The organism is Bradyrhizobium sp. CCGUVB14 (genome assembly GCF_024199935.1).
GTDB lineage: Bacteria > Pseudomonadota > Alphaproteobacteria > Rhizobiales > Xanthobacteraceae > Bradyrhizobium.
Window position 1 is genome coordinate 1,034,853 of the sequence record NZ_JANADS010000001.1, and the last position, 19,422, is coordinate 1,054,274.

Below are 19,422 nucleotides of genomic sequence, written 5' to 3' on the forward strand. Positions count from 1 at the left end.
TGCCCGAACCGCGGGCGGTCGAGCTCGCGTGCAAAATCACTGAGTTGAGAGCGCCGTCACCGCAGCTTGTTGGGTCTCGTTACATCGGGGGGACGATGCCGTTGGCGCCGACGATGACGAAGCCCGCGGTAAGCGTGCCGTCAGTGCCGCGTTCGGTGGGTACGAACACGGTGGTGCCTGGCTTCAGGTCCGCCGCAGTCGCGGGCGCCAGGGTGACGACGACCGTGCCGTCCGCAACGGAAATCTTCTTGTCCTTTCCGTTGACCTTCACCGTGACCTCATGCCCATCGACTTCCTTCACGGCATTCGAGACGGTGGCATTGGTCATCGTGCTCTGGGGCTTCAGATCCCAGGGATAGCTGCCCTCGCCGGTGCCTTTCATGGCCGCCGGGAAAATGAGAACTTCAACGGCGCCGTCGCCACCCTTTGATTTGGGCAATGAAGCGATGCCCACGAAATCGCCGGGCTTGATGTCTTCGACGGACGCCTTCGCGACGGCCATGACCTTGACGGCGGCGGCCAATGCGATCGCTGTCGATGCGCCCTCGCGGGTCTTGACGGTCATTTTCGATCCGTCCGTCGCCTCGATCACGCCGCGAACGCGCACGGCGTCTGCCGCGATGGCCGCACCATTGAAGCCATTGAGGATCACGATCCCGAAGCCCAGCGCTGCGGCAGTCAATTTCCAATTCATAATTCTTCCCTCTGATGATGGATCATCATGGGCAGCTACGTTCTGCTTGCCGGAATGTTACGGATCGGAATTTTCTATGCGGTCACGAAGGGTTGATGGATGTCGGGGCTTCCGCCGCTCACACCGGAAATGTCAGCGACTTCGCCAGCCTGACCAGATCGACCTGGCGGCGGCGTCCCGTCTTCTCGAACACATGAAGCAAATGGCTCTTCACGGTGGCGACGGAGACGCCGAGCAGTCCCGAGATCGCGTCGCGCGTGTGGCCCTCGCAAATCAGCTCGAAGATGCGGATCTCGGCCGGCGTCAGATCGTAGAGCTGGTTGAGGGCGACGTGGGACATCTGCGGCGGGCCGGAGGCTGTCGCCACGAACAGGGCGGCGGCCGCGCGCTGGATCAGCCCGGCGCGCATGTGGCCGCGCCGCAGCGGCAGCACGTGGATGACGAGCGGGTCGCCGCTGTCGCGAAGGATCGGGATGCCGATGCCTTTCTGGCCGAGCGCCGCCTCGTCCTTCGCCGCCTGTGCGATCGCCTGATGCAATGAGCTGGTCGCGGTCGCGGACGGAGCCGCAATCCGGCCCTGTCGGACCATGATCGGGTCTTCGGCCGCGAGCATTGCGGTGGCCGTGGCGTTGCTGTGGACGATCTTCGCATCCTGGTCGACAAGCACGACGCCGACCGTCAGCGCTTCCACCGTCGCGGAGAATGTCGCGGCCTCCACGCTCTTCATGTCGAACAGATTGCTGATGGTGACGGCACGGCGGATGTGCGGCGTCAGCAGCCGCAACCCTCCGAGCTGCGCATCCTCGATGGGACCGGCCGATTGATGCTGGCTGAAGATCGCGTTGCCGACCATCGCCCGGTCGCGAACGAGGCCGACAGCGACGGCGTCGAACAGGCCCTTGGGGAGGGCCCATTCGCGATAATAGCGATTGGCAGCGATGATGTCCTGCCGGACGGCCTGGGATTGAACGATCGGCTCTCCGAGCGGGTATTGCTGAATGCGCGCGGCGCCGCCCCAGAGCTCGATGATCTCAGGCCCATAGCCGATCGCATTTTGGGCCATCTCAGCCAGGTTGGATCCGGAGACTGCGTTGACCGCGGCCTTCATGTTGGTGAGGCTGGCGACCGAGAGTGCGCCGGTGGCGAAGCCGAGCTTGGCGCAAATCACCTCCAGAACGTCGGTCCAGTGTTCGGGGGCGATGACACAATCGTAGATATCGCCGATGATATCCGAGAATTCTTCGACCGAAACCTGCTGCATTCCCAACCACTCACTTCAAAAATCACCTCATCCGCCGATGGCGGACGTCTCATGGCCGAGCCGCGCTTCACACCGGGAATGTCAGCGACTTGGCGAGCCTGACCAGGTCGACCTGGCGGCGGCAGCCTGTCTTCTCGAACACATGAAGCAGATGGCTCTTCACGGTGGCGACGGACACGCCGAGCAAACCCGAGATCGCGTCGCGTGTGTGTCCTTCGCAGATCAGCTCGAAGATGCGGATCTCGGCCGGCGTCAGGTCATAGAGCTGGTTGAGCGCGACATGAGACATCTGCGGCGGTCCGGAGGCTGAGGCCACGAACACGGCGGCTGCGGCGCGCTGGGCGAGGCGGGCCCGCACGGGGCCGCGTCGCAGCGGCATGACGTGGATGACGAGAGGATCACCGCTTGGTCGAAGGATCGGGATGCCGATGCCCTTCTGGCCGAGGGCCGCCTCATCCTTCGCGGCCTGTGCGATGGCCGATTGCAATGAGGTGGTCGTCGCCGTGGACTGAACCGCGATCCGGCCATGTCGCGTCAAAATCGGATCGCCGGCCGCGAGCATCGCGGTGGCGACTGCGTTGCTGTGAACGATCTTCGAATCCTCGTCCACCAGGACGACACCTGCTGTCAGGGCCTCCACGGTCGCGGAGAATGTCGCGGCTTCCACGGTCTTCATGTCGAACAGATTGCTGATCGTCACGGCGCGGCGGATGTGAGGTGCGAGAACGCGCAATCCGTGGACCTGCGCATCCTCGATGGGGCCGGCCGATTGATGCTGAGCTAATGTCGCATTACCGATCATCGTTTTGTCGCGAACAAGGGCGACGCCGACGGCGTCGGACAAACCCTTGGGCTTGGCCCATTCCCGATGATAGCGATTGCCGAGAATCATTTCCTCCGGAACCGCCTGGGATCGAATGATCGGTTCTCCAAGCGGATATTGCCGAATGCGCTCGACGCCGCCCCAGAGTTCGACGATATCAGCCGCATACTCGATGCTGTACTGGGCTAACGTCTGGACAGGGGCGGTTCCAGCGGCCGCATTTACTCCGATCGTCCGGTTTGTCAGGCTGCATGCCGAGAGTATCGCGGTCGCGAACCCGAACTCCGTGCGAATCTCGTTCAGAACCCTCGTCCACTGTTCGGGGGCAATTACGCAATCGTAGATCGCGCCGATGAGGTCAGAGAATTTCTCGACCGAGGCCTGCTGCATTCCGAACCACTCACTTGAAAAATGTCGCTCAAAAGTCACTTCGGGAACCGCATCATCCCCCGGTGGCTGAAGTCGCGGTCCGTGAGGCAAGTCTCACGTGTCAAATTATTACCACTGCGACTCCGCGACGCAATGGGAGTGCCGAGCACAAACATTTGGATGGCTGCGAGGATTTTACGCGGATCGCATGCGCGTGCCCGTACGGCCGGAAGCCGGTGCTGTATCGGTGCGAGGTCTGACTAAAACTGCGGCACAAGCGATGCCGTGCATGCACGACCGCTCTTCGCCCTACCGCCCGGCCTTTGCGAGATTAGCCAGGCTCGCCGCCAGCTCGTCGCTCCGGAACGGTTTTGTCAGCCGCGACAGGTCCGGCGTGATGCCTTCGTTGTTGGCGTAGCCTGAAACGACGAGGACCTGGATCTCGGGATATTGGTTGCGCAGCGCGAGGCCGAGGTCCGTGCCGCTCATGCCGGGCATCAGATGATCGGTGACCAGCAGGTTCGGCCGCAGGCCGTCCCTGACGCGGCGAAGCGCGTCCTCGGCGGAGCTGGCTTCGACGACCCTGTAGCCGAGCTCGCTCAGCATCTCGGCGGTGCTCATGCGCACCAGCGGCTCGTCGTCCACCAGCAGTGCCGTGCCGGCGGGAAGTGGTCGCAGTCTGGGCTGCGTGACGGCATCGATCGCGCCGGCGGCCGCGTGGCTGACCGGCAGCCACAGCTCGACCGTGGTGCCTGCCCCCACGGCGCTCTTGATCGTCAGCGCGCCGCCGAGCTGCGAAGCAAGACCGTGGACCATCGAGAGGCCAAGGCCTGTGCCTTGTCCGATGCCCTTGGTCGAGAAGAACGGCTCGACGGCATGGGCCAGCGTCTCGTCATCCATGCCGATGCCATTGTCTGCAACGGAGATGCAGACATAGGTGCCGGGCGCCAGGTCCGAGCCGTGTGCGCGCTCGATCGTCCGGGCCTTGGCGGAGATGCGCAAGCTTCCGCCGTCGGGCATGGCGTCACGCGCGTTCACGCTGAGGTTCAGGATCGCCATCTCGATCTGGTTGGGATCGGCCATGGCTTCGGGAAGTCCTTCCGGCGTATCCACCGTCACCTGGATCTGCGGCCCGGTGGTGCTGGAGATCAGCTCGCCCATGTCGGTGACGAGCCGGCTGATGTTGACTGGCACGGCCTGCAGCGGTTGCCGGCGGGCGAAGGCCAGCAGGCGCTGCACCAGCGTCTTGGCGCGGTCGGCGGCCTGGATGGCGCCGGCGATCAGGCGATGCTCGCGCTCGTCGCCAATGCCCCGGCGCTGAAACCGGTCGAGCAGACCGACAATCGGCGTCAGCAGATTATTGAAATCGTGCGCGACGCCGCCGGTGAGCTGGCCCATGGCCTCCATCTTCTGGGCCTGGCGCAGTGCTTCCTCGGCCTGAGCGAGCCGCGCCTGCTCCTCCAGACGATCGGTCACGTCGACGCCGGTCAGGAACGCGCCGATCCGCGTGCCGTCGGCGGCGCGGAGCGCCTCGAATTTCATTTCAAAGACGCGGCGGTCGAACTTGGGATCGCCGAACTCCTCGATGTTGGTAAAGGCTTCGCCGGCGAGCGCCCGGCCCCAGATCGCCGTCGCCGCCGCAAGATGCTCGGGCCGGTCGGCCAGGAATTCGTGCATGGAATCGCCGACCTTCGGCCGCTTGCCGTAGATGCGCTGATAGGCATCGGCGCAAGACGTGTTGATGGCGAGCCAGTGGTAGTCGAGATCGAGCGCCTGGATCTGCCCGTCGGTGGTTTCCACGATGGTGGCGAGCAGATGACGCTCGGCGGTGCGTTCGGCAACGCGTTGCTCCAGCGTGGCATTGAGCTCCCTGTAGCGTGCTTCGCTCGCCCGCAACTGCGCCTCGCCGAGCACGCGTTCGGTCGTCTCGGAGACGAGGCACAGTACGCCGCCGACCGAACCATCGTCATCGAGTACGGCCGAGTAGGAGACGTCCCAATAGCTGGTCTCGCCGTAGCCATGACGCTCGACGTAAAAGGGACGGTCCTTCGCCGCGAATGTCTTTCGCGTATTGCGGACGCCGGCCAGCAGCGGTTCGAGATCGTCCCACAGCTCGCCCCAGTTCTCGATCGCGGGCCGACCGAGGGCGCGGGGATGATTGGCGCCGATGCCCGGTGCGTAGGCGTCATTGTAGAGCGCGACGAAATCGGGGCCCCAGAACAGGACAATCTGGGCTTGCGCGGCCAGCATCATGCCGACTGTCGTCTTCAGGGCCTGGGACCATCGGCGGGGCGCGCCGAGCGGCGAGCCCGACCAATCGAGGGTGCGCATCATCGCACCCAGCTCGCCTCCGTCGGAGGGGAAGCCCACATCGATTGACTGCCGAGCAGCTTTCTCCGACAGCACCGGACCCCCTCGCGACGCGTGACATGGGCGTCCTTGCCCATTCGAGCCCGACGATCGAGGACTCGTACTCAAGGTCTCATAACGCGTATGCAGCCGCGGGGTTCCATTCCCCTCGATTCGCGCCGCCCTTGTGCTATTGCTGCCCTGCGCAACGATGCGAGGTCGCCATGCTCCCCATTCCCGCCGACATCTTCACCGAACAAGAGGACGTTTCGCCCGACAGTCTTGCCAATCTCGGGCCGCTCCGCCGGCTCGCCGGCACCTGGCAGGCGGACAAGGGCATCGACATCAATCCGAAAGCGGAAGGGCCGGAGCGGCGGACCTTCATCGAGCACATCCGGATGGACCCGATCGACCCGCAGGCCAACGGGCCGCAGCTGTTCTATGGCTTGCGCTATCACATCCACATCAACACGCCCGAGGAAGACATCACCTTCCACGACCAGGTCGGCTACTGGCTGTGGGAGGCGGCGACCGGGCTGGTCATGCAGACGCTGGCGATCCCGCGCGGGCAGGTGCTGCTGGCCTCCGGACAGGCCAAGCCGGACGACAAGACAATCTCCGTCACCGCAAAGCGCGGCGACACCGCTTACGGGATCTGTTCGACCGACTTCCTGGAACAAGCGTTCCGCACCGACAGTTACCGTTGCGACATCACCTTCAACGACGACGGCAGCTGGAGCTACGAGATCCAGACCGAGTTGTTCGTCCGCGGGGCGCCGTTCAATCATCATGACAGCAACACGCTCAAGCTGGTTGCGCGGCCGAAACTCAATCCGCTCGCGGTGATCGTGAACGATCGCGAGAAAGGCAATAAGCCGGCCTGAGAAGCCGGCGCGGAGAATTGGCATGAAGCCCTACATCATCTGCCTGATGCATTCGAGCCTCGATGGTCGCACGCATCCCAGCCGCTGGCGCCCGAAAGGCGCGCACAGCGACTGGTTCGAGAAGATCCATGACGAGCTCGGCGGCGATGCCTGGGTGATCGGCCGCGTCACCGGCTCGGAGTTCGCCAAGGGCAAGCCCTATCCCGAGACGAGTAGCGAAAAACTGCCGCGCGAAAACTGGTTCGCGCGGCGCGATGCGAAGACCTTTGGCGTGGTGCTCGATGCGCAGGGCAAGATCGGCTGGGGCCGCTCGGATATCGGCGGCGATCCGATCGTCGTGGTGCTCACCGAGAGCGTGCCGGATTCGCATCTCGCCGGCCTGCGCGGCGAGGGCGTGTCCTATATCTTCGCGGGCCAATCCGAGATCGACCTGGCATTGGCGGTCGAGATCCTCAATCGCGAGCTTGGCGTCAAGCGCCTGCTGGTGGAGGGTGGCGGTGTCGCCAATGGCGCGTTCCTGCGCGCCGGCCTGATCGACGAATTCAACCTGATCCTCAGCCCCGCGATCGACGGTGCCAAGGGCGCTCCCTTCGTGTTCGATTCGACGGACGCCGACAGCGACAAGCGCGCACCGCTCACCGCGATGACGCTGGAGAGCACGCGGCAGCTCGGCGGCGGCGTGCTGTTGCTGCGCTACCTGATCCAGAACGACGCCGCCGGCCGATAAGCAACGGCAATGTCGGACACGCCGGAGCATATCGTCATCGTCGGCGCAGGCGCGGCCGGCCTGATGGCGGCCCGCGAGCTTGCGCGTGCCGGCAAGCGGGTCACGATCCTGGAGGCGCGCGACCGCTGTGGCGGACGCATCCATCCGCTGCCGGCATCGGAGTTCGGCTATGCCGCCGACGGCGGCGCCGAGTTCGTTCATGGCGAGGCGCCGGTCACGCGCGGCCTCGTGCGCGAAGCCGGGTTGACGGTGCGGACGATCGGCGGCGCGCAATGGAGCTTTGACGGCAAGAATTTCTCGCGGGAGAGCCCGCGCGATCCCTATGACGAGAGGCTTCATGCCGCCGTGAAGGATCTGACGGACGACCTCACCGTCGCCGATTTCCTGCGCCGGCATTTCGCCGCACCTGAGTACGCAAGCCTGCGGCATGCCGTCGAACGCATGGTCGAGGGCTACGATGCCGCCGACCCCGAGCGCGCCTCGATACTGGCGCTGCGCGACGAATGGATGAATGACGGACACGCGACGCAGGCGCGTCTCGACGGCGGCTATGGCGGCCTGATCGACTTTCTGGAAGCCGGGTGCCGCAAGTCCGGCGTCGCCATTCAGCTCAGTGCCGTGGTCACTGCGATCGAGGAGAGCGATGGCAGGCTCGCTCTCCGCTGCGCGGGCGGCGCGGCGCAACTCTGCGATCGCGTGATCGTCACCGTGCCGCTGCCGTTGCTGCGCGAGATCGCGCTGCCACCAGCCGCACGCGCGAAGGCCGCAGCCGCCGACGACATCGGCTTCGGCAGCGTCATCAAGATCCTGCTGCGATTTGAGCGGCCATGGTGGCGCGAGCGGCGCGAAGAGCTCGCGGATATGCTGTTCCTGCTGTCGGACGAGACGATTCCGGTGTGGTGGACGCAGCGGCCAGATCAGCATCACGTGCTCACAGGATGGTTCGGCGGTCCGCGAACGGCGGAGCTGTCGCATCTCGATTCGCCGGGGCTGATCGATGCGGCGATCTCGTCGCTCGCCGCAATCTTCGGCATTCCGCGCGAGGACATTGCGCGAGAGGTCGTGGCGGCGTCGGCCACCAATTGGGCGCATGATCGCTTTGCTCGCGGCGCCTATTCCTGGGCGACGCCGCGGACGCGCGCGGCGCAGGAGAGTCTCGCGCGCGCCGATGGCCCCGTGCTGTTCTCCGGCGAGGCGCTCTATCGCGGCCGCGACATGGGCACGGTCGAGGCTGCGCTGGCGAGCGGGCTGGAGACGGCTGGCTTCATCCTGCAGCGCTGAGAAAGAAGGCCCGCATCTCTGCGGGCCCCTTGTCTCACCAGCGATTGGCGCCGAAGCCGAACGTCACGCTCGGGCCGCCGCCACCATAATAACCGTACGGTCCGCCGCCGTAATAGCCTTGGTGCCGTGGATAATAGCCGTAGCTGCGATAGTGCGGCCGATAGTAGCCGTGATGATGAGGGTGCCAGCGATGATGGCGATGGCCGTAATGGCGGTGCCTGTGCTGCGCGCTGATGTCGGTCGACTGGCCGATTTGCGCGTTCGCTCCGGCCTTGCCGCCGCCAGCCGCGTTGGCCGCGGATGCGGAGAGCGCAGCCGCACCGATGGCCATCGCGACAAAGAGATACTTCATGTCATCACTCCAGTTGAGATATCGAGTGACAACAGATGGGCGTTGGCAGCGTTCCGGCGAGGGCGGGCGTCGAAACGACGCAGATGATCAACGCGCATTCGCGCTGAGATTTATTGTCGCACGTCTGCGAGCGAGGAGACGACGTCGTTCGTGGTCACGATGCGGGCAAATTCGCCATTGAGATTCGACAGCGTCATCGCGTGAATGGATTCGGCCGAATGCGTGTCGCCATCGGGACCGACGCGGTCGAACGTCCAGGTCGCATCACGCACGAGGGCCGCGTCGAAGCCGAGATTGCCGGCCATCCGCGTCGTCGTCTCCACGCAATGATTGGTGGTGGCGCCGCAGATCACGACCGTGGCGATGTCGCTTGCGCGCAGGCGCGTCTCGAGATCGGTGCCGATGAAGGCGCTGTTGACGCGCTTCACGATCACGGGCTCGCCGGGCTGTTCGCGCGCCTCGTCCTTGACGGCGTAACCGCTGCGCGAGGGCAGGAACGTCGAGTTCGGCTTGGTGCCTTCGTGGCGGATGTGGAAGATCGGCGCGCCGCTCGCCCTGAACGCCGCGAGCAGGTCAACGATGCGCGCCACCGCATCCGGATTGTTGCGGCGCTTACCCGCCGCCTCCCATTCGTCGAATGCACGCTGGACGTCGACGACGATGAGGGCGGGAAGGGGATGGGGCATGGCGAGAGATTCCGGGGTTTTGTGCAGTATGTTGGGCGATTGCGCGACTGGGCAATGCCGATTTTCCCTCGTTTAGGGACGGCTCGTGTCCCGGACGGCACTGTCCCCTACGGATGCGGTTCAGGAAAGCCGTGGCGCTCGGACAGCGCGGCAAGGATGGCGTCCTTGTCGGCGATGAAGGCGCGCCCGTGATGGCTGCCGGTCTGATGCGGCGATGTGGTGCCGTCCGCGAGCACGAGCAACGGCAGCCACTGATTCTCCTCACCGACCAGCGCGATCACATCCTGTCGCGGCTTCGGCCAGGCGATGCGCTCGACGTCGAACCTGTCGGCCAGCGCCGGAAACGAGGTGAGCAGACCTTCGACCAGCGCGCAGTGCCAGCAGAAGAAGCGGCGGCCGGGATAGGCCGGGTCTTCGAAACCCTGGCGCAGCAGAAACAGCCGATCACGCGTCATGGACGTCTCCGAAACTGCCGCTTCTCACCGCAACAATGAGACGAAATGCTGGCGCACCATATGTAGCAGAGCCTGTGCGGTGCGCGACAGGGGTCTGTCGCGCCGGGTGATGACGCCGAGGCTGCGGTGAATGCTGGGGTTGCGCAGCGGCACGGCAGCGAGGCCGGCGACGCCCGGCAGGCTGCCGGCGATCTTGGGCACGATGGCGATGCCGACATGCGACAGCACCATCCCGACCGCGGTCTGGAGGTGCTGGACCTCGTAGCGCCAGTTCAGCTTCTCGCGGCGGTGCCCGAGCGCATCGTCGATCAGCACGCGGTTGCCCGCCTGCGGACTGATCCGGATCAGCGGCGCATTGCCGAGCTGCGACCAGTTGATGAAGCGGCGCTTGGCCAGCGGGTCGTCCTTGGCGCACAGCAGCACGAACGGCTCCTTGGCCAACACCTTGACCTCGACGTCGGCGACGTTCGGCGACACGATGGTCAGGCCGAACTCGGCGGTGCCGGATTGCACGAGCTGCGCGATCTCGCGCGCCGAATTGTCGTAGATCTTCACCGATACGTTCGGATAGGCCGCGCTGAAGTCGCGCAGCACCCGCGGCAGCTGGTAGGCCGCGATCGTCGGCAGGCACCCGATGGTGACGCGCTCGACCTTCTTGGTGCCTTGCCCGCGCACGCCTTCGAGCGTGTCGGACAATTCGTCGAGCAGCGCGCAGGCTTTCGGCAGCAATTCGAGACCGGCCGGGGTGAGCGAGACCTGCCGCGTCGTGCGCACGAACAGCGCGACGCCGAGGTCCTCCTCGAACTTCTTCATCCGGTGGCTCAGCGCCGTCTGCGACAGATTGAGATGGGCGGCGGCGCGCAGAAAGCTGCCGCGCTCGGCTACGCTGACGAAGGCCTGCAGGCCCAGAAAGTCGATCCGCATTCCCGTCCCCGGCACCGTCTGTCACCGGACTTGCTGGGCCGGCGTTTGCGTCGGCCACACTGCACGCCGCGGGCCCAACATTCAACTCGCGCGGGAGCACGGCGCGAAGGCCGGGCACGCTGCAACTAATGCGATCCGGCTTCGCCTTGCCGCAGGATCGAGGTCCAGTCGAACGCGGCGACGGGCGTGGGGGCAGGCATCCTCGGCCGCGCCATTGCCGGCTCCGCGGCGGGTTGAGGGGCCGGCGCGGGGAGAGCCGGGGCCGCGGGCGGCGTGCTGTCTCGTGGCGCCAGCGTCAGCGTCACGCGTGTCCCGCTTTTTTCCATCACCACGCGGCCGCGCTGCACCCGACGGAGCGCCCAGCCATCATGCTGCTCGCCGGTCTTGAGGCGCATCGCGCGTTTGGCGATATCGTCGATGAAGATGCCGATCCCTCCGGCTCCATCGGCGTCCGTCACCGTTCCGAGCAGCGAGAGAGCCGGCCTGTCCGGCGTCGCCTGTGCCTGCCGCGGCGTGGATGCTGCCGGCGCTTCGCTCGCCACGGGTCGGGAAGGGCGGCGCGCGGGCGTGAAGATCGGGCGTTCGCCGGTTGCGCTGAGCTCGGTGAGCGGTACCGTCGACAGAGGATTGCCGCCGCGTCGTGCCTGCACGGGCGCCTGCTCAAGGCCGGTCTCGCTGCCGGGCGATGCGCAGACCCGACTTGCCTCGCCAATCAGGAACAGGCCCGTCAGCACGAGCACCGGAAAACGCATCGTCACTGTCCGTGCCCTGTCAAAGTGCGAAAGACGCTGCGCGCCAGCCCCGCCCGGGCATGGCGCGCAGCTTGGTGGCGTCACCTCTGGGCTTCGTCGTGGCGCCCGTCGTCGCCATGCCCGTCATCGTGACGCTTGTCGTTGGTGCAGACGAGCGTGGTCCCCTCGGCATGACACTTCGCCTGCGGGTAGTCGGGCGAGAACAGATAGTTGCCGACGAACTCACTGACCGGCGGCTCCTTCTTCGGCGTGTAGGCGACGAAGTTGGCGGCGACCTTCGGGTCGAGACCGGGGGCTTTCAGCCGCGCCACCGCCGGATAGGGATAGACCGGGCGCGAGGTCGCGGTCGAAGTGTTGGTGGCGACGATCGCGTTCGGCGCCGAGTTGGTCTCGACCCAGGACATCAACGGCGTGACGATGTCGAAGGTGTTCGGGCCGAGCCCGCTGCCGCAATGCGCCATGCCGGGGAACAGGTAGAATTTGGCGAACCGGCCGACCTGATCGTCGCCCAGCAAATCGTTCACCGCATGCCAGTACTTGATGGTGCCGCGCGGCGGGATGTGCTGATCCGCCCAGCCGTGCCACAGCAGCAGCTTGCCGCCATGACGCGCGAACCGCCCGAGATCCGGATTGTTCGCGGCATAGACGGTCGAGCTTGCCACCGTGTTGTTGAAGCCAGGCACGGTGAGCTGGAGGTCGTTCAGCGTCCAGCTCGCATTGTAGGTGTTGAGGAAGGTCTTGTAGGCGGCCCACGAATTCACGAAGTTCTCGCTGCCGACGGAGGCACCTTGGGCTGCCGGCACGAACAGGCTCCAGTCGAGCTCGCCGCCCCATTCGGAATTGGCGGTGGGCTCGAGCCGCTGGCCGTCGGCCGTCACGGCGCCATCGTGGATGCGGCGGACGACGTCGGCTTCCGCCTGCGTCAGGCAGCCGGTCTCGTTGCCGTTGTTGCTGCACACCAGCGTCTTGGTGTCGAAATTGCACGCCCGGGGATCGTCGATCACGCCGTCGACGACGCCGTCGATCGCATCACAGGCGGCCACCGACTTGGCGTGGACATAGGCGAGCTTGGAAGCCAGCAGGACGTAGGTGTTCCTGGCCGGAATCGGTATCGTGCCGGGCGTGGTCTGGTTGGTGAGAACGCGCCAGCCGTGGTGATAGGTGTTTTGCACGTCCATGTCGCTCGCCGGAGCGCCGGCGGCGATGCCGTCGAAATCGTGCGGATAACGCTGCGCCGCCATCAGCGCCTCGCGGCTGCCGTCCGAGCAGCCGCTGAAATAGGAGTAGGCCGGCTTCTTGCCGTAGAACTTCGCGATGACGGCCTTGGCGACTTCCGAAGCGACGTGCACGCCGCGATAGGCGAAGTCGATCTGCGCCTGCGGATTGTTGACCGACCAGGTCGGCCCTTGCGCTCCGGTGTGGCCCATATTGGTCGTAGCGCTCGCGATCGTGCCGTTGGTGATCGGCACGCAGCCGGTCGATTGCGTGTAGCTGATATTGTCGTTGCCGCACTCGCCGCCGCATCCGGTCTGGAGATAGCGCTGCGTCCAGGCGTTGGTGGGCAGGCGCATCACGATGGAGTTGGTCCCGGGCCCGATATTGCCGCGCACGCCGCAATAGTCGGCGGGATTCGTCGCCGAGGCCGGCACGATTGCGGCCGAGGTGATGGTGACGGTGCCGCCGACCTTCTTGCCGACATCGCTCAGATCGACGCCGACCAGCGAACTGCACGTCATCACCGGGGCGATCGACGGCAGATCCTTCAGGCCCGCGGCGCTGGCGCGCGTACCGGGCGCAAGCAGCATCGCGGCCGCCGCAAGAGCGAGCGCGATCCCTGTGGTGGATCTCGATTGAATACTGGCACGCTTGACTGTCATGAACGGTCCCCTCTTCTGGTTCAGTACTTCGGACGACAGATGGTGCACGCGCACTCCGCCATGACGCGTCGATCCGGCAAATCGCATTGCCGGACTGTCAGTGTCGGACGTTTGATCGGAGAGCGAGATCGATGAAATGATGCGCGGGTGAGTTGGGCGCAGCATCCCCCCGGATTGTGTCGTGTTATTTCATACGAAAGTCGGATTTGGCGGCCGACAAAGCAAATGAATTGTTTGGCGGGATTTATGAGCGCCGTGCATCTTTCGCGACAGCGCGTGCGCGATCACGCCTGTCGCGTGACGACCAGTGGCAGGCTGATGTGAAACACGGCGCCGCCTGACGGCGCGTTCTCGGCCCAGATGCGGCCGCCATGGGCCTCGACGATGGTGCGTGCGATCGAGAGGCCGATACCCATGCCCTGCGTCTTGGTCGTAAAGAACGGCTTGAAGATCTCGGTCACCTTTCCCGCAAGGATGCCGTCGCCCAGATCGGCGATGGAGACCAGCGCCAGATTGCCCTCGGTGAGACTGGTGCGACCGACGACGCGGCGCCGATCGGCTGGAAGATGGGCCACCGCGTCCATGCCGTTGACGACGAGGTTCAGGATCACCTGCTGAAGCTGCACCCTGTCGGCCTTCACGCGAATGGTTGCAGGCGACGGCTCCGTCGAGAGCCCGACATCGTAGGTCAGGGCCTGCACGGAGAGGAAGCGAAACACCTCGTCGACGGTCGCATTGAGGTCGATGTCGCGCCGTTCGGTCGGGTCTCTCTTCAGGAACGAGCGCAGCCGGCCGATGACTTCGCTTGCGCGCTGATCGTCGCGGCGAATGTGCTCCAGCATGTCCCTGACTTCGCCGAGGTCGGGCGCCGGGCTCTGCAGCACGTGCCCGGCGGTCTCGGCATTGAGCAGGATCGCGGCGAGCGGCTGGCTCAGCTCGTGAGCGATCGAGGCGGACATCTCTCCCGCGGTCGCGCGGCGATTCATGTGGGCGAGTTCCGACATGCGCTGGCGTGCCTCGACCTCGGCCAGGAAGCGCAGCCTGCGCTCGCGCAGCAAAATGGCGATCATCAGCGCCTGCGTCAGCACCACGGCGGCAACGAGCATGGTGTGCCAATAGTACTGCTCCCAGAAGCCCAGCTCGCGGAAGCGCACCTCGCTGCCCGGAGGCAGATTGGCTTCGTCGACGTTCCAGCGTTTCAGTTGCCGCCAGTCGAAGATCGGCTTGACGTTGTCGCCGTCGAAGGCTGCGATGCTCGACGGCGCTTCGCCGGCGAGAATCCGCGCCGCGACGCCGCCGGCTTCCCGTCCGATGACATCCGGCAGCAGCAGGAAGCCACCCACGCCCGATCGCCCGAGGAACGTATCGGACGTGATGATGACCGGGCGGTTCGCGCTCTCGGCGACGCGTGCGAGCGCCGAGGCCGGCGAATAATAGGTGCCTTCGCCGTCGGAATACATCGCCGAGGTCAGGATCGCGGAGCCGGCGGGCAGGGTCGCGACTTGATTGCGGACCTCGCGCAGCGTGGCGTCGGAGAGATCGGTGACCTCGAGACCGGGCATCGCGGCCGCGAAGTCCTGCTTCCAGTGTCCATAGACCAGCGGATTCCTCCAGGCACCGCCGACGAGGACGACACGGGTCAGGTCGGGAACGATCGCGCGCGCGGCCGTCAGGAGATGTGTCGGCCTCACCCTTGCGAAGATGGCGGTCGTGTCCGGCAGAAACAGCGCACGCACCTCGGGCAGATCGGGCACGAAGGCGTACACGACAGGCGCGGCGGGCCAGATGTCCTGCTTGTGCTTCTGGAGGAATTTCGCCGCTGCGACGCCGATCGAAATGATGACGTCGATGGACCGGTCGGCAAATTTGGTCTTGAGGTGGCCGACGAGGCTGTCTTCGTAGTCCGGTCCGGGGAAGCGCGCGAGATCGAGGCTCTCGCCGTAGATCACGGTGTGAGCATGGCCGTTCTGCTTCGCGGCGGCGCGGATGCCGTCAAAGATCTCCGAATAAAACGGCGAGCGAAAATCGGCTTCTTCCAGCACCAGGATGGAGCGCTGCCGCGGACCGTCGGCCGCACTGCATTCACGCGACAGGCAAGCGAACAGGAGGACAATCAGGATGCGCCCGAGCCCGGTGATGATACGCATTGCTGGACTCTCGGCCCCGCCTTCGGTTGCTATCGGGCTTCCTCATGAGGACGCGCGAAAGAGCATACCCGGCCAACCCGGAGTTTCAACGGAAGGATGCTGTGTCAGGCAGGGTGAGGCGACGGGCCGCTACTTGAACGGATCCTGGACTGAGGGCTGCGACTGCCTGATGCGGCGCACGCTCACCGGCGTACCGTCGGAGACGAACAGCAGTTCATACTTGCGGCCTTCGGTGTCGGTCGCAGAGCAGGTGACGTCGTTCACCTTCCTGGCCGAGAAATTACCGGTCTGGCGGCAGCTACCGGTGGAGGTCTGCGCAGCCGGGACCGGAAGGCCGTCGACCTTCGGGCGGGTCTTGGAGTTGAGCAGCATGCGGTCGACCGGCAACTCGTAGGAATTGTCGTCGGCCCGCTTGCCGTTCTCGCCGGAGAACGACACGACGTGGTTCTCGTCGTTGGGATCGTCGACGGCGACCGCGAAATTGACCCGGCCCTTGTCGTCATGGGCAAAGGCCACGGTCTTGCAGGCGAAGGGGCGGCCGGCGACCTTCAGCGTCTTGCAGTGGCCCGACATCAGCGCCAGCATGTCGACGAGGGAATTTTGTTGCGCCGGCGGATTGTTGACCGCAATCGCCGTGGAAGACTCGGCAAAACAAGGACTTGCGAGAGCAACGAAGGGGGCAACCAGGACCAGTCGGCGGAGGCGCATCGTCAGGCTCATGTGCCAGGGGGCCAAGGAGGGGGCCACGGAGCGGCAGAGGTTCCGCCCAACAACCATCGAATCGCAAATTGGTTGCGATACCGTTTGCTCCGCCAATCCCGACTGGAATACCACCGCGCCACCCATCGGCGATTCACCTCGATCGCTTCAGCCCGTCCCGGGAGGCACATGCCGCCAGACCGATGTTTTTTTCGTGGCAGACCGCCTCACGCCGCCTGTTTCATGGTCCGCGCAAAGGCCGGATAAGTCTCGGCCAGCTCCGTGAAAACCCGCCCGCGCAGCAGCGACAGCGTTGCGGCATCCGGCCGCGGCGTTTCGCGCACCACCTCCGGCTCCTGATAGGCGAAGCCGGTGCTCTCGCGGATGTCGGCCGGGGTGAAGGGCGGATGCACGGAGCGAAGCGCAAAGCCGCCTGCCTCACGATCGAAATCGAACAACGCCATGTTGGTCAGCAGCGCATGCGGCCCGCCGCGACGCGGCACCTCCGGCGTGATGGCGCGCGCGCTGACGAAATCGACCTTGGGCACGAACACGCGCGACGAATGCTCCTCGCGAAACAGGATCACGCGAGGAATGAGATGATAGAGATAGGCCGAGCCGAACGAGCCCGGCCAGCGCACGTGGCTGGTGGGATAATCGCCGGTGCCGACCAGGTTGATGTTGCCCTGGCCGTCGATCTGGCCGCCGCCGAGAAAGAAGGCGTCGACCCTGCCTTGTGCGGCGCAGTCGAACAGCTCGATGCCGCCATTGGTGAAGAAATTGTGCGTCTGCGATCCCAGGATCGAGATGCGTACCGGCGGTTTGCCGTCGCGTTCGTTGCGGGCCCGCAGCAGCATGGCGCCGGCCGCGGGGATCGGCGACGACGCGCCGACCGCGACGTGACGGATGCCGTCGAGCAGGTCGGCAATGGTGGCGATCAGGATCTCGCGCCGCTCGCGCTCGGTCGACATCAGGCCACCTGCTTGCGATGCGTCAGGAATGCCGACAGATAGGCGCGAAAGCCGTCCTCGCTGCGCGCCATTGCCGCGTAGCGCGCGATCTCGGCCTCGTCGGCCGGATATTCGTCCCACAGCGCCAGCGGCCAGGCGCCGCGTGCGGCGACCGCGACGGCATCGACATAGAGCGAGGGTAGCACGCCTGCGGCGGAATCCTCGCTGTCCAGCAAATTGCGCTCGACGATGCGCTCCACGGTGACCAGCGTGCGCCTGGAGGCGTAAGCGAGATCGGCGAGCTCGCGATGCCGGCCGATGCGGACATTGCCGGCGCGGTCGGCCTCGGGCGCGTGAAACAGCGCGACGTCAGGCGAGATCGCGGGCACCACGACGACCTTGCGTGCCTCGCCCACGGGACTGTCGATCACCTGCCAGTCCGGCCGCACCTCGAGGAGATCGCTGCCGATGATGCCGGCGATCGGCATGAACGGCACGCCCTTTTGGCTCGCGAGCAGGCCGGCATAGATCGCGGGGCAGGTCGAATCGCGCATCGCGAAGGCGCCGCTCTTGATGCCAGCGGTGAAACGCGGTGCAGCGCCGGCTTCGCCGAGCGACACGGCGCTGGTTTCCAGTGAAGCGATCGCGCCGGCGCCGATCAGGAGATCGGCCTGCATGCCGGAGATCGGCACGCAGATCAGCCTGAGGTCACGGATGCCGGACTCCAGCAGCGCTGCGGTCGCCGCCATCGCCACGCCAGAACCGTCGACCGGGATCGCCAGCGACTGCCCGGATGCAACGCGCGCAGCCAGCGCCTCCAGCGCAACGATCTCGGTCATGGGCGTCCTCCGGCCGTGTTTTCTCCATCCTGCCTCAGGCCATCGCCGCCTGCCAGCGCGTATCGCGCAAGGACGGGCGGCGGTGGAGGCGGGCGTCGAGGAGCTTGCGGGCGCGCGGCAGCTCGCCGCTGCGTATCAGGGCAACGAGGTACGTATCCTCGATCAGCTCGCGCTGGGCGTGGCTGCCGCCGATGCGCACGACCTCCGTGAGGACAGGCGCGAGCTCGCGCACGCAAGCCGCATAATTTTCATCCGCGAAGGCCGCCAGTGCGCGGCAGATCGCCGGCACCACGGGACCGGCCGGCAGCTTGCCGTCGGCAAGCCGCTGCTCGATCACGGCAAGGCGCGCGGCCAATGCTTCCTGATTTTGTGTCGCGGCCGCGAACAGCGCCATGTGGACGTCGGCGAAGGCCAGGCCCGATTTGGGGAACAGTTTTTGCGCGGTAGCGTCGGCCTCGGCCCAGAGCGCTTGCGGCACGGCATGGCCGTAAGCCGACAAGCGCCACAGCAGCGAGGCGCTGTCGGTGATGACGTTGAGCGGCGGCGCTTGCGTGGCGCTGGGCTGCAGCACGTTGTCATAGATTTTGAGCGCACGGGCCGCATCGCCATGCTCGAGCGCGCCAAGTGCCTGGTGCCAGAGGATATGGCCGTGGAGAATTCCCGCGCGGTCATAGGTCGGGAGCCATTCCTCGACGAGACGATCGGCCGCCTCGATCGAACCGTCCTCGAACATCGCATGCAGCACGGCATGCGCGGCGTGCGCGTTGGCGCGGCGGAGGTCAAAACCGCGCTCGGTGACGGCGCGACCGCGTCCGACGTCGCCATTCTCGGTCATCGCCCAGCCGGACATGGTGAGAAACCACCAGTCCTCGCCGTAATGATGCGCGACGCGTTCGCACAGCTCGTGCCGGGCGCGGTCGTGATCGGCCATGCCGGAGAAGGCGAACAGGCCGAACGCGCCGAGCGACAACGACAGCACCACGGCATCGCGCGGCCAGCGCTCGATATGCCCAGACATCGCCGCGATCGCATCGGGCCCGCGTCCCTCGATCGCGAGCGCCAGCGTCTCGACATGCGAGCGCTCGCGCTCGCTGCCGCGCCTGGCCACAAGCTCGCGTGCCAGTGCCGCTTTCTGCCGCGCAAGATCGCCCTGCTGGTAGAATGCATGCACGCGGCCGCGGGCGATATGGGCGAGGGCAAAGTCTGGATCGGCCACGATCGCACGCTCCAGCGCCTCCGCCGTGCCGGTCCAGCCGGCGAGCATGAGATCGATGCCGTCGCGATAAGCGGTCGCGGCGGAATCGGACGTGGTGGAGAGCGGCAGGCCGTAGCGGTCTTCAAGCGCCATCGTGA

General features: G+C 65.7%; 18 protein-coding genes. 3 read left to right on the plus strand and 15 right to left on the minus strand.

Annotated elements, in window-relative coordinates; genetic code table 11:
- Window positions 1–79: 79 nt before the first annotated feature.
- The 4 genes from NLM32_RS04965 to NLM32_RS04980 all read right to left on the minus strand — a co-directional run bounded on the left by NLM32_RS04965 (window position 80) and on the right by NLM32_RS04980 (window position 5,481).
- The gene (locus tag NLM32_RS04965; protein ID WP_254128145.1) at window positions 80–694 is read right to left on the minus strand and encodes a hypothetical protein; all 615 of its coding nucleotides are present in this window, start codon (window positions 692–694) and stop codon (window positions 80–82) included.
- 118 nt (window positions 695–812) lie between these two features.
- On the minus strand, window positions 813–1,955 hold the full coding sequence (locus tag NLM32_RS04970) for a helix-turn-helix transcriptional regulator (RefSeq protein WP_254128146.1): 1,143 nt from the start codon (window positions 1,953–1,955) through the stop codon (window positions 813–815).
- A gap of 67 nt (window positions 1,956–2,022) precedes the next feature.
- Window positions 2,023–3,168, minus strand: a complete 1,146-nt coding sequence (locus NLM32_RS04975; protein ID WP_254128147.1) for a helix-turn-helix transcriptional regulator — start codon at window positions 3,166–3,168, stop codon at window positions 2,023–2,025.
- A 288-nt stretch (window positions 3,169–3,456) separates the two neighbouring features.
- Entirely contained in the window at window positions 3,457–5,481 is a 2,025-nt protein-coding gene (locus NLM32_RS04980) for a PAS domain-containing sensor histidine kinase (protein ID WP_254128148.1), read from the minus strand.
- 239 nt (window positions 5,482–5,720) lie between these two features.
- Between NLM32_RS04980 and NLM32_RS04985 the strand changes: the two genes are divergently transcribed.
- Genes NLM32_RS04985 through NLM32_RS04995 form a run of 3 tightly spaced genes read left to right on the plus strand, consistent with a single transcriptional unit; the run spans window position 5,721 to window position 8,388 of the window.
- Window positions 5,721–6,380, plus strand: a complete 660-nt coding sequence (locus NLM32_RS04985; protein WP_254128149.1) for an FABP family protein — start codon at window positions 5,721–5,723, stop codon at window positions 6,378–6,380.
- Window positions 6,381–6,402: 22 nt separating this feature from the next.
- Window positions 6,403–7,107 carry a RibD family protein gene (locus tag NLM32_RS04990; RefSeq protein ID WP_254128150.1) on the plus strand — a complete coding sequence of 235 codons (705 nt, stop codon included), beginning with the start codon at window positions 6,403–6,405 and terminating at the stop codon, window positions 7,105–7,107.
- A 9-nt stretch (window positions 7,108–7,116) separates the two neighbouring features.
- Window positions 7,117–8,388: an NAD(P)/FAD-dependent oxidoreductase gene (locus NLM32_RS04995; RefSeq protein ID WP_254128151.1), complete on the plus strand. Its 1,272-nt coding sequence runs from the start codon at window positions 7,117–7,119 to the stop codon at window positions 8,386–8,388.
- 34 nt (window positions 8,389–8,422) lie between these two features.
- On the opposite strand, the gene NLM32_RS05000 is transcribed toward NLM32_RS04995, so the two are convergent.
- The 11 genes from NLM32_RS05000 to NLM32_RS05050 all read right to left on the minus strand — a co-directional run bounded on the left by NLM32_RS05000 (window position 8,423) and on the right by NLM32_RS05050 (window position 19,417).
- Window positions 8,423–8,740, minus strand: a complete 318-nt coding sequence (locus NLM32_RS05000; RefSeq protein WP_254128152.1) for a hypothetical protein — start codon at window positions 8,738–8,740, stop codon at window positions 8,423–8,425.
- A 110-nt stretch (window positions 8,741–8,850) separates the two neighbouring features.
- The gene (locus tag NLM32_RS05005; RefSeq protein ID WP_254128153.1) at window positions 8,851–9,426 is read right to left on the minus strand and encodes a cysteine hydrolase family protein; all 576 of its coding nucleotides are present in this window, start codon (window positions 9,424–9,426) and stop codon (window positions 8,851–8,853) included.
- Between the two features lie 107 nt (window positions 9,427–9,533).
- Entirely contained in the window at window positions 9,534–9,881 is a 348-nt protein-coding gene (locus tag NLM32_RS05010; protein ID WP_254128154.1) for a DUF3088 domain-containing protein, read from the minus strand.
- A 24-nt stretch (window positions 9,882–9,905) separates the two neighbouring features.
- The gene (locus tag NLM32_RS05015; RefSeq protein ID WP_254128155.1) at window positions 9,906–10,805 is read right to left on the minus strand and encodes a LysR family transcriptional regulator; all 900 of its coding nucleotides are present in this window, start codon (window positions 10,803–10,805) and stop codon (window positions 9,906–9,908) included.
- 125 nt (window positions 10,806–10,930) lie between these two features.
- The gene (locus NLM32_RS05020; protein WP_254128156.1) at window positions 10,931–11,557 is read right to left on the minus strand and encodes a hypothetical protein; all 627 of its coding nucleotides are present in this window, start codon (window positions 11,555–11,557) and stop codon (window positions 10,931–10,933) included.
- A gap of 80 nt (window positions 11,558–11,637) precedes the next feature.
- A complete protein-coding gene (locus tag NLM32_RS05025) occupies window positions 11,638–13,434 on the minus strand; it encodes a tannase/feruloyl esterase family alpha/beta hydrolase (protein WP_254128157.1) in 1,797 nt (598 codons plus the stop codon).
- 284 nt (window positions 13,435–13,718) lie between these two features.
- Window positions 13,719–15,581: a sensor histidine kinase gene (locus NLM32_RS05030; protein ID WP_254128158.1), complete on the minus strand. Its 1,863-nt coding sequence runs from the start codon at window positions 15,579–15,581 to the stop codon at window positions 13,719–13,721.
- A 129-nt stretch (window positions 15,582–15,710) separates the two neighbouring features.
- Complete coding sequence (locus NLM32_RS05035) at window positions 15,711–16,289, minus strand: hypothetical protein (protein WP_254128159.1); 579 nt, start codon at window positions 16,287–16,289, stop codon at window positions 15,711–15,713.
- Window positions 16,290–16,507: 218 nt separating this feature from the next.
- The gene (locus tag NLM32_RS05040; protein WP_254128160.1) at window positions 16,508–17,251 is read right to left on the minus strand and encodes a CoA transferase; all 744 of its coding nucleotides are present in this window, start codon (window positions 17,249–17,251) and stop codon (window positions 16,508–16,510) included.
- Window positions 17,251–18,069, minus strand: coding sequence for a CoA transferase subunit A (locus NLM32_RS05045; RefSeq protein WP_254128161.1), 819 nt, complete (start codon window positions 18,067–18,069; stop codon window positions 17,251–17,253). The genes NLM32_RS05040 and NLM32_RS05045 overlap by 1 nt, the downstream gene beginning before the upstream one ends.
- Window positions 18,070–18,103: 34 nt before the next feature.
- Window positions 18,104–19,417 carry a tetratricopeptide repeat protein gene (locus NLM32_RS05050; protein WP_254128162.1) on the minus strand — a complete coding sequence of 438 codons (1,314 nt, stop codon included), beginning with the start codon at window positions 19,415–19,417 and terminating at the stop codon, window positions 18,104–18,106.
- Between the last annotated feature and the right edge of the window lie 5 nt (window positions 19,418–19,422).